At 73.3% G+C, this 13,014-nt stretch carries 10 protein-coding genes; 2 read left to right on the top strand and 8 right to left on the bottom strand.

Features of this window, described 5'->3' with window-relative positions; translation table 11 throughout:
• Positions 1 to 56 precede the first annotated feature (56 nt).
• On the bottom strand, positions 57 to 2,288 hold the full coding sequence (gene katG, locus ACFXDE_RS42510) for a catalase/peroxidase HPI (protein ID WP_380499560.1): 2,232 nt from the start codon (positions 2,286 to 2,288) through the stop codon (positions 57 to 59).
• Between the two features lie 204 nt (positions 2,289 to 2,492).
• Between katG and ACFXDE_RS42505 the strand changes: the two genes are divergently transcribed.
• Positions 2,493 to 2,906, top strand: a complete 414-nt coding sequence (locus ACFXDE_RS42505) for a Fur family transcriptional regulator (RefSeq protein ID WP_380499558.1) — start codon at positions 2,493 to 2,495, stop codon at positions 2,904 to 2,906.
• Here the strand turns inward: ACFXDE_RS42505 and ACFXDE_RS42500 are convergent.
• The 6 genes from ACFXDE_RS42500 to ACFXDE_RS42475 all read right to left on the bottom strand — a co-directional run bounded on the left by ACFXDE_RS42500 (position 2,869) and on the right by ACFXDE_RS42475 (position 10,834).
• Positions 2,869 to 3,501: a cytochrome P450 gene (locus tag ACFXDE_RS42500; RefSeq protein WP_380499556.1), complete on the bottom strand. Its 633-nt coding sequence runs from the start codon at positions 3,499 to 3,501 to the stop codon at positions 2,869 to 2,871. The two genes, ACFXDE_RS42505 and ACFXDE_RS42500, sit on opposite strands and share 38 nt — an antisense overlap.
• Entirely contained in the window at positions 3,474 to 4,238 is a 765-nt protein-coding gene (locus ACFXDE_RS42495; protein ID WP_380499555.1) for a hypothetical protein, read from the bottom strand. The genes ACFXDE_RS42500 and ACFXDE_RS42495 overlap by 28 nt, the downstream gene beginning before the upstream one ends.
• Before the next feature lie 85 nt (positions 4,239 to 4,323).
• On the bottom strand, positions 4,324 to 6,984 hold the full coding sequence (locus ACFXDE_RS42490; RefSeq protein ID WP_380499554.1) for a PKD domain-containing protein: 2,661 nt from the start codon (positions 6,982 to 6,984) through the stop codon (positions 4,324 to 4,326).
• A 228-nt stretch (positions 6,985 to 7,212) separates the two neighbouring features.
• Complete coding sequence (locus ACFXDE_RS42485; protein ID WP_380499553.1) at positions 7,213 to 10,107, bottom strand: transporter substrate-binding domain-containing protein; 2,895 nt, start codon at positions 10,105 to 10,107, stop codon at positions 7,213 to 7,215.
• Positions 10,073 to 10,462 carry a hypothetical protein gene (locus ACFXDE_RS42480; RefSeq protein ID WP_380499552.1) on the bottom strand — a complete coding sequence of 130 codons (390 nt, stop codon included), beginning with the start codon at positions 10,460 to 10,462 and terminating at the stop codon, positions 10,073 to 10,075. The genes ACFXDE_RS42485 and ACFXDE_RS42480 overlap by 35 nt, the downstream gene beginning before the upstream one ends.
• Before the next feature lie 192 nt (positions 10,463 to 10,654).
• Positions 10,655 to 10,834 (bottom strand): hypothetical protein, encoded by a 180-nt coding sequence (locus tag ACFXDE_RS42475; RefSeq protein WP_380499563.1) that lies wholly within the window; start codon positions 10,832 to 10,834, stop codon positions 10,655 to 10,657.
• A 72-nt stretch (positions 10,835 to 10,906) separates the two neighbouring features.
• Here ACFXDE_RS42475 and ACFXDE_RS42470 point away from each other — a divergent pair, with 72 nt between their 5' ends.
• A complete protein-coding gene (locus ACFXDE_RS42470; RefSeq protein WP_380499561.1) occupies positions 10,907 to 11,662 on the top strand; it encodes an NADPH-dependent F420 reductase in 756 nt (251 codons plus the stop codon).
• Between the two features lie 110 nt (positions 11,663 to 11,772).
• On the opposite strand, the gene galK is transcribed toward ACFXDE_RS42470, so the two are convergent.
• Positions 11,773 to 12,912 (bottom strand): galactokinase, encoded by a 1,140-nt coding sequence (gene galK, locus ACFXDE_RS42465; protein ID WP_380499551.1) that lies wholly within the window; start codon positions 12,910 to 12,912, stop codon positions 11,773 to 11,775.
• Positions 12,913 to 13,014: the final 102 nt, after the last annotated feature.

The following is a 13,014-nucleotide window of genomic DNA, read 5'->3' as shown; positions in this document are numbered from 1 at the left end:
GCCCGGTGTAGGCCTGTCCGCACGGACAGGCCCCGGGCCCGGCCCCGAGCCGGGCGTCACGCCTTGGCGAGGTCGAACCGGTCGAGGTTCATGACCTTGACCCAGGCCGCGACGAAGTCCCGGACGAACTTCTCCTTGGCGTCGTCGCTCGCGTAGACCTCCGCGACGGCGCGCAGCTCGGAGTTCGAGCCGAACACGAGGTCGGCGCGGGTGCCGGTCCACTTGACGGCGCCGGAGGAGTCGCGGCCCTCGAACGTGGTCGCGTCCCCGGAGGCGGCCTTCCACGTGGTGTCGAGGTCGAGCAGGTTGACGAAGAAGTCGTTCGTCAGCACGCCCGGCGTGTCGGTGAACACGCCGTGCGTGGACCTGCCGTGGTTCGCGCCGAGGACGCGCAGGCCGCCGACGAGGACGGTCAGCTCGGGGGCGCTCAGCGTCAGCAGGTTGGCCCGGTCGAGCAGCAGGTACTCGGCGGCCAGCCGCTGGCCCTTGCCGGCGTAGTTGCGGAAGCCGTCGGCCGAGGGCTCCAGCGCCGCGAACGACTCGACGTCGGTCTGCTCCTGCGAGGCGTCCACGCGCCCGGCCGCGAACGGCACCTCGACCGCGACGCCCGCGTCCTTCGCCGCCTTCTCGACGGCCGCGCCACCGGCCAGCACGACGAGGTCGGCCAGCGAGACGTGCTTGGCACCGGCCCGGGCGTTGAAGTCCCGCTGGACGCCTTCGAGGGCGCGCAGCACGATCGCGAGCTCGTCCGGGTCGTTGACCTCCCAGCCGGCCTGCGGCTGGAGGCGGATCCGGCCGCCGTTGGCGCCGCCGCGCTTGTCGCTGCCGCGGAAGGACGAGGCGGCGGCCCACGCGGCGGAGACCAGCTGGGCGACGGACAGGCCGGTGGCCAGGACGCGCTCCTTGAGCGCGGCGGCGTCGGCGGCGTCGATCCGCTCGCCGGTGGCCGCCGGCAGCGGGTCCTGCCAGATCAGCTCCTCGCTCGGGACCTCCGGGCCGAGGTAGCGGACGACCGGGCCCATGTCGCGGTGGGTGAGCTTGAACCAGGCGCGGGCGAACGCGTCGGCGAACTGCGCCGGATCGTCCTTGAAGCGCCGGGAGATGGGCTCGTAGACCGGGTCCAGGCGCAGCGACAGGTCGGTGGTGAGCATGACCGGGGCGTGCCGCTTCGACGGGTCGTGCGCGTCGGGCACGGTGTCGGCGCCGGCGCCGTCCTTCGGGATCCACTGGTGGGCGCCGGCGGGGCTCTCGGTGAGCTCCCACTCGTAGCCGAAGAGGGTCTCGAAGAAGGAGTTGTCCCAGGTGGTGGGGGTGTGCGTCCAGGCGCCCTCCAGGCCGCTGGTGATCGCGTCGCCGCCCACGCCGGTACGGAAGGCGCTCCTCCAGCCGAGGCCCTGCTGCTCCATCGGCGCGGCCTCGGGGTCGGGGCCGACGTTGTCCGCCGGGCCGGCGCCGTGGGTCTTGCCGAAGGTGTGGCCGCCGGCGATCAGGGCGACGGTCTCCTCGTCGTTCATCGCCATCCGGTAGAAGGTCTCGCGGATGTCGCGCGCGGCCGCGATCGGGTCCGGATTGCCGTTGGGGCCCTCGGGGTTGACGTAGATCAGGCCCATCTGGACCGCGGCGAGCGGGTTCTCCAGCTCGCGGTCACCGGTGTAGCGCTCGTCGCCGAGCCAGGTGGTCTCCGGGCCCCAGTAGACGTCCTCGTCCGGCTCCCACTCGTCGACCCGGCCGCCGCCGAAGCCGAAGGTCTCGAAGCCCATCGTCTCCAGGGCGACGTTGCCGGCGAGGACCATCAGGTCGGCCCAGGACAGGCTGCGGCCGTACTTCTTCTTGACCGGCCACAGCAGGCGGCGGGCCTTGTCCAGGCTCGCGTTGTCCGGCCAGCTGTTGAGCGGGGCGAAGCGCTGCTGGCCGCCGCCGGCGCCGCCGCGTCCGTCGCGGATGCGGTAGGTGCCCGCGCTGTGCCAGGCCATGCGGATCATGAACGGGCCGTAGTTGCCGTAGTCGGCGGGCCACCAGTCGTGCGACGTGGTGAGGACCGTGGCGATGTCGCGCTTGACGGCCGGGAGGTCGAGGGATTCGAAGGCCGCCGCGTAGTCGAATTCCGCGCCGAACGGGTTCGCCACCGCGGGGTTCTTGGCGAGGATCTTGAGGTTCAGCTGGTCGGGCCACCACTGGCGGTTGCCGCCGCCCTGGGTGGGGTGCGCCGCGCGCCCGTGGACGACCGGGCAGCCGCCCGTGCCCTCCGCCTGTGCTCCGACTCCGGTTGCATCGTGGTTCTCAGACATGGGAATCCTTCCCTGACAAGGCGGATCACGGTGTCTTGCGCTACCTGGTGTGCTGCTGCCTAGGCTAATGCCGGAGCCGATCCTACGATGGACGCAATCCAAGTCAAGAAGGACACCAGGGAAGTATCGGGTCCAATACCGGATAACCCTGATATCCGCTGATAAACTCCGGGTTTCTCCATTGACCTGAATAGGTGAACCGACATGAGCGACCTCCTGGAACGACTGCGCGAGCGCGGCTGGCGCCTCACCTCCCAGCGGCGCGTCGTGGCGGAGGTCCTCGACGGCGACCACGTGCACCTCACCGCCGACGAGGTGCACGCCCGCGCCGCGGAGCGGCTCCCCGAGATCTCCCGGGCCACCGTCTACAACACCCTCGGCGAGCTCGTCACGCTCGGCGAGGTGGTCGAGGTCGCCACCGACGGCCGCGCCAAGCGCTACGACCCCAACGCCCACCACCCCCACCAGCACCTCGTCTGCACCGACTGCGGCACCATCCGCGACGTCCACCCGGCCGGCGACCCGCTCGCCGACCTCCCGTCCGAACAGCGCTTCGGCTTCACCGTGTCGGGCGCCGAGGTCACCTACCGGGGGCTCTGCCCGGACTGCGCACGCTGACGCGCGCGCCGCTCACCCGGCGCGAGCCGCCGCCCGCGCGCCATCTGATCGGGAGGGACTTGAGTCCGTTCTGGAAGTTGGAGACCAGGCGCTGCGGGGCTCGGCCCGGGTCCGCGAGCTCCAGGCCGGGGAGGGTCGTGATGATGTGACGAATCATCACGGTCATCTGCAGGCGCGCGAGTTGGGCCCCCAGACAGAAGTGGGGGCCGTAGCCGAAGCTCACGTGGTCGTTCGGGGTGCGGGTGATGTCGAAGCGGTCGGGGTCGGGGAAGACGTGCTCGTCGCGGTTGGCGGAGGCGTGGTAGACGACGACCTTGTCGCCGCGCCGGACGGTCCGGCCCGCCAGGGTGAGGTCCCGGGTGGCGGTGCGGCGGAACTCCACGACGGGAGGCCAGTAGCGCAGCATCTCCTCGACTGCAGATGCGGTCAACTCCGGCTTCTCGCACAGCAGTCGGTACTGGCCGGGGTGGCTGAGCAGGGCGTGGAGCCCGCCGGGCAGGGCGTTGCGGACGGTCTCGTTGCCGGCCACGGCGAAGAGGAAGAACATCGTCTCGAACTCGTCGACCGTCAGCCCCGCCTCCCGGGTGCGGGCCAACAGGCCGTCCGCGTCCGACTGTCGGGCGAGGGAGTGGGCGTAGGCGTAGAGGTCGGCGAGGCCGGCGCGGGAGCGCGGGTTGAGCGGACGGCCGCCGGGGGTGGCGGTCGGGCGGTGGGCGAGGGCGGCGTGGCCGAGGGGGTCAGGCCGGCCGGGTCGGCGGTGGCGGACGCGGCGTGGTCGGCGTCCTGGTAGCCGATCACCCGGTTCGCCCAGTCCAGCAGGAGACGGCGGTCCCGGTCGGGGACGCCCATCACCCGGGCGAGCGTCCACAGGGGCAGGTCGGCGGCCAGGCCGACGAAATCGGTGGCGCCCAACGGCCGGACGGTGTCGACGAGTTCGTGCACGTGGCTCTCGATGTCGGTGGCCAGGGCGGCCAGGGCACGCGGGGTGAAGGCGGCGGCGACGATGCGGCGCAGGCGCGAGTGGTCCGGCGGGTCCTGGTTGAGCATCATCGTGCGGGCGAAGGCCAGGTCGGCGGGTGTCTCGGGGTCGCGGATCTGGGTGCCGCCGAGGTGGGAGGAGAAGTCCCCCGGGCTGCGCAGCACGTGTTTGACGTCCGCGTGCCGCAGCACCGCCCAGTAGCCCGGCCCCGCGGGCCAGTCGCCGACGGGCGGCTCCTCGATCCGGTGGACCGGCCCGGCCGCCCGCAGTTCGCGGTAGAGGTCGTACGGCACGCCGTCCGCGTAGGTGGCGGGCGGGAAGATCCGGTTCGCGCGGTCCTGGTCGAGGGTCACGGCGACCGACGGTACGGCAGCCGTGCGCCGCGCACCAGGAGGCCGGCCCTCCCGGTGTGCGGGAGGGCCGGCCGGGCGGGGCCCGTCAGGAGACGTTGACCGCGGTGTCGTCGATGACGAACGAGGTCTGCTTCTCGTAGTCCTCACTGCCGGTGAACTTCAGCGTGACGGTCTGCCCCGCGTACGGCGACAGGTCGAGACTCCGCTGCGCGTAGCCGGTGTTGTGGTCAAGGTTGGAGTAGGTGTGCAGGGTGGCGAGCACCGTGCCGGAGCTGTTGAGGACCTGCACCTTGAGCGTGTCGTAGGCCGTCGTGGTGGTGGTCTCGGCGGTGTCGACGTGCAGCCAGAAGGAGAGGTTGTAGGTGCCGCACCCGGTCGGCAGGGTGACGGACTGGGCGAGGGTGTCGGTGTGGGTGCTGCCGTAGCCGTCCAGCCAGGCGTCCCAACTGCCGCTGTGCGGCGGCTCGGTGGTGCTGTTGCTGACGACACCCGAGCTGGCGGTCCACGGCGCGGCGCTGCCGGTCTCGAACCCGGGGTTGCCGAGCAGCTGTCGGGGCGGGCAGCCGGTGGGGGTGGCACTGGCCTCGTTGCTCTGGGTGCCCTCGCCGATCGAGTTCACGGCGCTGACCTTGTAGTAGTACGTCTGGCCCGGGGTGAGCCCGGTGTCCGTGCAGGAGAGGACGGCGCCCAGGCCGCTGCAGCCGCCGGTGGTGAGGAGGCTCTCCTGGCCGCTCGCGGTGCCCCGGTAGACGCGGTAGGAGGTGATGGAGACGCCGCCGTTGCTCGCGGGGGCCGTCCACCCGAGCGCCGCCTGGCCGTTGCCGGCCGTCGCGGTCAGCGCGGTGGGGGCGCCCGGGGCGGTGCCCGCGATGGGCGAGGCCGTGACGGTGACGGTCGCCGTGGCGGTGTTCGGCGGCGAGGCGCTGTCGGTCACGGTGAGGGTCGCGGTGTACGTCCCGGCGGTCGCGTAACTGTGGCTCGGGTTCTGCGCGGTGCTCGCCGCCGAACCGTCACCGAAGTTCCAGCTGTACGCGTAGGCCGGGGTGCCGCCGGTGGCGGTGCCGGTGAAGGCGACGTTCAGCGGGACCTGGCCGGACGTCGGTGTGCCGGCGGCGGTGGCCGCCAGGGGGTTGCCGACGGCGCTGACGGTGGTCGTGACGGTCGCCGTGGCGGTGTGGGCCGGGTTGGCGGCGTCCGTGACGGTGAGGGTCGCGGTGTACGTCCCGGCGGTCGCGTAGGTGTGGCTCGGGTTCTGCGCGGTGCTCGCCGCCGAACCGTCGCCGAAGTTCCAGCTGTACGCGTAGGGCGCGGTGCCGCCGGTGGCCGAGCCGGAGAAGGCGACGTTCAGCGGGGCGTTGCCCGTCGGCGGCGTGCCGGCGGCGGTGGCCGAGAGGGGCGTGGCGCCCTGGATCCACAGGTCTTCGAGGGGGTCCCCGAGGCCGCCCTGGTCGGCGGTCGTCATGGGGAACGTCGCCAGACCGACGTTGTCGTTGGGGTCGATGATGCCCGGGTGGGTGTTCTCCATGACCCGTTCCATCGCGGCCAGCACGTTGTCCGTGGTGTACGCGACGTGCGTGACGTAGCCCTGCTTCATGTACGTCGGCGAGGCCACGACGACGGTCGGCACGCGGTAGGTGTTGCTGACGTGGTCCGGGCCGTTGCTGCCGTTCTGGGTGTCGTCCTCGGTGACGACGATCACCGTGTTGTCCTTGTAGGACGCGTTGTTCATCAGGAAGTCGACGACCTGCTTGGTGACGGCGTCGTTCTTCGGGATGTCCTGGTAGGTGCCCGGGTGGTCGTTGAACAGCTCGACGTACGAGTAGGACGGCAGACCGTTGCTCGTCACGAAGTTCATGTAGTCGTTCGCGATGGTCTGGTCGTCGTCGTTCTGCCCGCAGCAGGTGTAGTGGTTGTAGTTGAGCTCCTCGGGGACGCCGGTGCCCGGGCGGTTGACCGGCAGCGCCTCGATGTTGTTCGTGGCCGGGTTGCGCCAGTACCCGCTGCCGCTGCTGAGCATCCAGTAGAAGTCCCCGTTCATGATGAACGGGTAGCCGCCGCCGGGGCCCTTGAGGAAGCGGTCGAACTGGGTGCCGCCCGCGGTGGGGTAGGCCTGCTGCTGCGAGCTCGACGCCGACTGGGCGGAGAAGAGCCACCAGTGGTTGGGGCCGCTCGGCGGCTGGGTGCCGGTGCTGTAGGCGTCCATCAGCGCGTAGTTCTTGGCCAGCGTGTGCAGGTTGGGCACCGACGAGATGTGGTTGGTGCTCTGCACGGCGCCGTTGCAGCCGGCCTGGACGGTGGTGGCGCAGTCGCCGAGGTAGTCGTCGAAGGTGTGGTTCTCGCGGTAGAGGACCACGAAGTGGGTGAACGGCGGGAAGTACGGCGCGAGCGGGTTGACCGCCTGGGTTGGCGAACTCACCGTCGCCACCGCGTCGTTGGCCGTCCTCGCGGTCTGCCTGTTGGCGATCCGGAAGTTCCCCGGCTGCGGGAACTTCGTGAACTCGACGCCGGGAGCGGCGAAGGAGGCGCCGGTGCAGTCGTAGTCGTCGGGTTTGTAGGACTGGGGACGCTGCCCCTCGGGCAGGTCCGTGGCGTCGCCCGGGTCGTCGCCCGGGTCCCAGTTCTTGATGGTGCAGGAGCCGACGCCGGTGGCGGGATGACCGCCGGCGGCTCCCGTCGGACTCAGGGCGGTAGTGCCCAGCGCCAGCACGACCGCCAGCGTGCCGGCGATCCGTGTCTTCCACCTCATGACCGAAACCCCTCCAGCAGAGTTCGCGTGTGGTGCACGACACCCCCCGGGCCCGAATGGTCCCGGGCCGCCGCCGCCCGGACAACGGGCACGGCACTGCTACCTGCCGGTTGGAGTGGATCGCCGCCCCCCGTTCGGCCGGAGTTGGGGGCGGCGATGGTGCGGGTTTGCTCCTCAAGGAGCTCTTCGTCGGTGTTCTGACGATTCGTCCGCCGATGAGGCGTCGGCTCAGCTGGTGGCCCCGTCCACCGATGCCTGGCCCACGGCTCCGGCCTGGACGCCCCAACTGGTGAGGATGCGGCCGTAGTTGCCGTCGTCGATCAGTTCCTGCACGGCGCCCCGGACGGCCTGGGTGAGCGTGCTGCCCCGGGCGACGGCGATGCCGTAGGGGATCGATCCGTAGGTGGAACCGACCTTCGTCAACTGCCCGTCGGCGGTGCTGACCGCGTAGTCGACGACGTCGGACGGGCCCAGCAGGGCCTGGTCGCGGCCGGAGACGACGGCGGCCGTCGCGTCCTTCTGCGCGCCGTACGGGTCGCCGCCGTTGCGGATGCCCGGCTTGCCCGCGGTGGTGCAGGCGGGATCACGGGTGCCGGTGATCTCACCGGCCTGGGTGCTGCCGGTCCGCACCGCGACCGACCGGCCGCAGAGGTCGTTCGGGTCGATCCCGTCCGGGTTCCCGGCCCGCACCGCGACGGCCGTGCCGGCGGTGAAGTAGTCGACCATGTCGACGTACCCCTCGCGGTTCCTGCGGTCGTCGATGGAGCTCATGCCCAGCTGGTAGGCGCCCGACATGACGCCGTGGGCGATCCCGTCGAAGTTCACCGCTTCGAGGTCCGCGGTCAGTCCGAGCTTGCGGGCGATCGCCTTGGCCAGGTCGGCGTCCATCCCGACGATCACGCCTTTGTCGTCCTTGAACTCGTTCGGCGCGTAGGCGGGGTCGGTGGCCACGACCAGCCTGCCGCTCGACCGCACGGCGGCCGGGACCAGGGCGGCCAGCGCCGGATCCGTCGAGACGGCGGGGACGGCCCCCGCGTTCGGGGCCGCGCCCGCGGCCGTCCGCGCGGCCGGCGGGCCGGGGCGCGAGGTGACCATCACGGTGGCGACGGCGGCGACCACCAGCAGGAGCACTCCCAGGAGGAGGGCACGGACCTTGCGGCCGCGCGGCAGCAGGCGGATCCGGTGGCCGGGCGGGGCGCCTGCAGGCGGGCCTCCGGGGCCGGGCGCGGCTCCGGGGCCGGGCGCGGCTCCGGGGCCGCTCGGGGCTCCGGGACCGGGCGGCGTTCCGGGGCCGCTCGGGGCTCCGGGGCCGCGCGGTGGCGGTGGCCCGGGAGGCGAGGACGAACCGGGGGGCCGTGACGACCAGGGCGGCGAGGACGAACCGGCCGATGGGGACACGAGATCCTGCGCCAGCGAGCCGAACTCCTCCACGTCCCGGACCGGCGGCGGAGGCGGGACCGCCCGCGCGCGCACCTCCGGCGACGGGACCGCGAGCGCCGGGGGAGGCCGGGGCGCCGTCCGACGGGCGGGCGCCTCCGGGCGGGGCGCGACCGGGACGGCCGGGGCTGCCGGGGCTGCCGGGGCCGCCGCAGGGCGGGCCCGTGCGGCCGGCGGCACGGCGGGTTGCCCTGCGGCCCGCCCGGCCGGCTCTGGGCGGGATTCGGGCCGCGCGGGCTCCGCCGCCAGTACGCGCTGCGGCGACGCGGCGGGACCGGGCGAGGGCCTCGGGCGCGACGGACGGGCTTCGGCGGGCCGAGCTTCGACGGGCCGGACTTCGACGGGTCGGGCTTCGACGGGCCGGACTTCGGCGGGTCGGGCTTCAGCGGGCCGGGCTTCGACGGGTTCGGCCTTCGAGGGCTGCTCCGGACGTCCCCCGGGCTCGGGCCGGAATCCCGGGGGCGAGAGCCGGGCCCCGCCGGGCGTGCGCTCGACCTTCGGGGGCGACGGACGGGCCTCGTCGAGCCTCGCCTTCGACGCCGGCACCCCGGGCTCGGCCCTGGAGGCCGGCACCCCGGGCCCGTCCGACCCGACCTTCGAAGGGCCGGCCCTGGAAGGGGGCGCCTCCGGCCCGTCGGGCGCCTTCGACGGCTGCGTCGGCCGTTCCCCGGCCTTCGGTTCGGCTTGCGCCAGCAGGGCGCGCGCGGCCGAGGCCACGAGGGGGACGTCGGCGTCCGCGACCTCCTTCAGCGTCCGCCGGGCCGTCAGCTCGCGCGCCGGGTCGGGCCCGGTGAGCCACTCGCCGAGCGCGGTCACCGCGCCGAGCCGGATGGCCGGGTGCGGGCTGTCCAGGCCGCTGCGCAGGGCCTCCGGCAGGGCCGCGGGGGCGACGGCCACGCCGGCCGGGCTGCGGGCGAGCAGGATCTTCCCCTCGGCGCCGTAGAGCCACCGCTGCGGGGTCTGCCGACCACCGCCGGAGCGGATCCGGTCGAAGGCGAACGCGTAGGCGTCGTCGACCGACACGTAGCCGTCGTGGTCCTCGTCGGCCGCGCCGCTGCGGATGCCGTCGACGATCGCGGTGGTGAACACCGAACCGGGCGGTTCCGTCCCGGACAGCGGCTCGCCCTCCCAGGAGTACTCGCTGCCGCGCGAGGCGGTCAGCACCACCCGCCCGCGGCCCTGGCCGCGCAGGCGCTCGCCCAGCGCCAGGTCCTCGTCACCCTTGAGCCCGTGCGAGAACGCGCCGCTGAAGCAGCAGTCGAGGATCACCACCAGCCGTCGGGCCCGGCAGTCCTCCATCAGGTCGAGCAGCCACTGCGACTCCACGCCGGTGGCGGCGAGCCGGGTCTTCACGGTGTCGGTGGCGGCGAAGTACAGCTTGCGGCGGACGTCGACGAGGCCGTGGCAGGAGAGGTAGACGAGCAGCAGGTCCTCCGGGTCGCGGCCGGTGAGGAACTCCTCCGCGGCCAGGCGGATCTCCTGCGCGGTCCGGTCGACCACCCGGGTCACCGCGAAGCCGCCGATCCGCGGGTCGGCGAGCACCTCGCTCAGCTGGTCGGCGTCGCGGGCCGGGGCACGCAGCTGGCGCAGCGCCGGGTCGGTGTACCGGGCGGTGGCCACCACCAGCGCGAAGCGGAGTTCGTCGGGCAGGTCAGGGGACGGCCGCGTGACGTGCGAGCCAGTCATCGATCATCGTTTCCTGCTGCTTGGCGGTCACCCCGGTGACCTTGAGCGTGTCGCCGCCGTAGCTCAGTTCGACGACGTGGCCGGTGCGTCCGACCCAGTTCCGGACGGAGGTGACCACCGCCCGCAGCATGTCGAGGTCCACGAAGTGCACGAGCAGCACGCCGGCCAGGCTCCCGAGGCCCTTGGCGTCCTCGGGCGCGGATTCCTCCTCGACGGGTTCGGCGTCGGTGAGGTCGAGGTCGTCGAGCAGTTCGGCGCGGAGCCGGGCGGTGAGCTCCGTCAGCTCGTCCGGATCGAGGCCGGTGTCCGGCCGGACGTGGAGCAGTAGTCCGGTGGACCCGTCGAAGGTCGCCATGGCGCACGCTCCTTCCCCGAGGACCTGCGGCCGGTTGCCTCCCCACCATCATCTGCCGGAACGGGCCGACCGTCACCGTTTTTGCACGATCGATTCGTAGGGTGAGCGGTGCTCAAGGCGACGGGCACTCAGCGCGACCGGCACCGGGCCGAAATCGGGGCTCCGCCGTGTCGGTACTCGCTCGGTGGACACTCAGCGCGACCGCCACGCGGAGTGACGAACGCCCAGCGTGACCGGTGCGCCGCCGGTGACGCTGCTGCCACCCGTGGCACCGATGACACCGCCGCCGCCGGTGACGCCGAGGACGCCGCTGCCGCCGGCGATCAGGACGCTCCGGCCGACGAGGAGCGATCTCGGCCGTGCGCTTGTCACCGTACCCGCACCCGCGCCGTCCGCGCCCCTTCAGACAGCCGACGCTCCGTCACCCGACGCCCGTCAACCCCGATCCCGCGAGATCACCCCGGGGAGTGGGAATCGGCGGCGCCGCGGGGTGGTTGGGCCATGTCGAGCGTACGGAAACTCTTGCGGAGGGGTCCCACCATGAAGATCGGCATCATCGGCGCGGGGAACATCGGCGGCAACCTGACGAGGCGCTTCACCGCCCTCGGCCACGACGTCTCCGTCGCCAACTCGCGCGGGCCGGAGTCGTTGGCCGGGCTCGTCGCGGAGACGGGGGCGCGGGCGGTGCCGGCCGCCGAGGCGGCGCGCGGCGCCGACGTCGTCGTGGTCACGGTGCCGCTGAAGAACGTGCCGGACCTGCCCGCCGGCCTGTTCGACGGGGCCGCCGAGGGCTTCGCCCTCATCGACACCGGCAACTACTACCCGAAGGAGCGCGACGGCCTGATCGCCGAGATCGAGGGCGGCCTGACCGAGAGCCGCTGGACGGAGCGGCACCTCGGCCACCCGGTCGTCAAGGCGTTCAACGGCACCTACGCCCAGGACCTGGTCGAGCGGCCCCTCCCCCAGGGGGATCCGGAGCGCCTCGCCGTGCCGGTCGCCTCCGACGACGAGGACGCCAAGCGCAGGGTCCGGGCGCTCATCGACGAGATCGGCTTCGACACCGTGGACGCCGGCGGCCTCGACGAGTCCTGGCGCCAGCAGCCCGGCACCCCGGTCTACGGCCTGCGCGCGGGCGTCGAGGCCGTGACGCGGGCGCTCGCCGAGGCCTCGCCGGAGCGTCCGGAGGCGCACAAGGCCTGAGGCGATCGAGGAGAGGCCAACAGCGAGAGGCCAACAGCGAGAGGCCAACGGCGGGAAGCCAACGGCGGGGCGCTCCGGATGGGCGCCCCGCCGGAAGCCGGGTGGCACGGTCAGGCGATCCGACGGGCGCCCTCGGCCGGGGTCGCGGTCAGGGTGCGCGGGGCGGTGAAGCCCTTGGCCAGGAACGCGGCGCTGACGTCGGCCGCCACGGCCTCGGCCGCCTCCGCGTCCACGAGGGCGATGACGGAGCCGCCGAAGCCGCCGCCCGTCATCCGCGCGCCGTGGGCCCCGGCCGCGACGGCCGTGTCGACGGCGAGGTCGGTCTCGGGGCAGGAGACCCGGTAGTCGTCACGCAGTGAGGCGTGCCCGGCGGTGAGCACCGGGCCGAGCGCCGCGAGCGCGCCCGCCGCCAGGTGCGCGACGGCCTCGGTCACGCGCTCGTTCTCGGTGACCACGTGCCGCACCAGCGGCCGCAGTTCCTCCGGGAGCCGGGGCAGCGCGGACGCGAGGTCGGCCGGCCCGAGCTCGCGCAGGGCGGGCAGGCCGAGCAGCCGCGCCGCGCGCTCGCAGCCGGCCCGCAGGCCGGCGTACGCGCCGTCCCCGAGGTCGTGCTTGACCCTCGTGTCGAGGACGAGCAGCGCGAGACCCGCACCGGCCAGGTCCACCGGCACCTGGCGCATGGTGAGGTCCCGGCTGTCCAGGTGCAGGGCCGCGCCCGCGCGGCAGCACATCGAGGCCATCTGGTCCATGATCCCGCACGGCACGCCGACGTAGGCGTTCTCCGCCCGCTGCGCGACCAGCGCGAGCTCGGGCGCCGAAAGGCCCAGCCCGTACAGGTCGTTGTAGGCGATCGCCACCGCGCACTCCAGCGCCGCGGAGGACGACAGCCCGGCACCCGTCGGCACGTCGCTGTCCAGCGACAGCTCCGCCCCGCCGACGTCGTGCCCGGCCTCGCGCAGCGCCCACACCACCGCCGCCGGGTAGCCCGCCCACCCGGTGACGCTGCCCGGGGCGAGGTCCGCGACCGCCACCTCGGCACTGCCGCCCTTGGTGGAGTGCAGGCGCAGCAGCCCGTCGTCGCGGCGGCGGGCCTGGGCGCGGACGGTCTGCGGCAGGGCGATCGGCAGGACGAAGCCGAGGTTGTAGTCGGTGTGCTCGCCGATCAGGTTGACCCGCCCGGGAGCGGCCCACTCCCCCTCGGGCGCGTGTCCGTAGAGCCGGGTGAAGGACGGCTGGGAGAGGGTGTTCATCGGGCGACCTCCCGCAGCCGCTGGGCCGCGTGTTCGGGGCTGACGTCGTTGACGAAGGCGTCCATGCCGGATTCGACGCCGGCCAGGTACTTGAGCTTGTCG

Origin of the sequence: Kitasatospora sp. NPDC059408 (genome assembly GCF_042751525.1) — a bacterium.
Lineage (GTDB): Bacteria > Actinomycetota > Actinomycetes > Streptomycetales > Streptomycetaceae > Kitasatospora.
The sequence above is the reverse complement of the archived record's forward strand: the minus strand, read 5'-3'. Positions and strand labels throughout refer to the sequence as shown.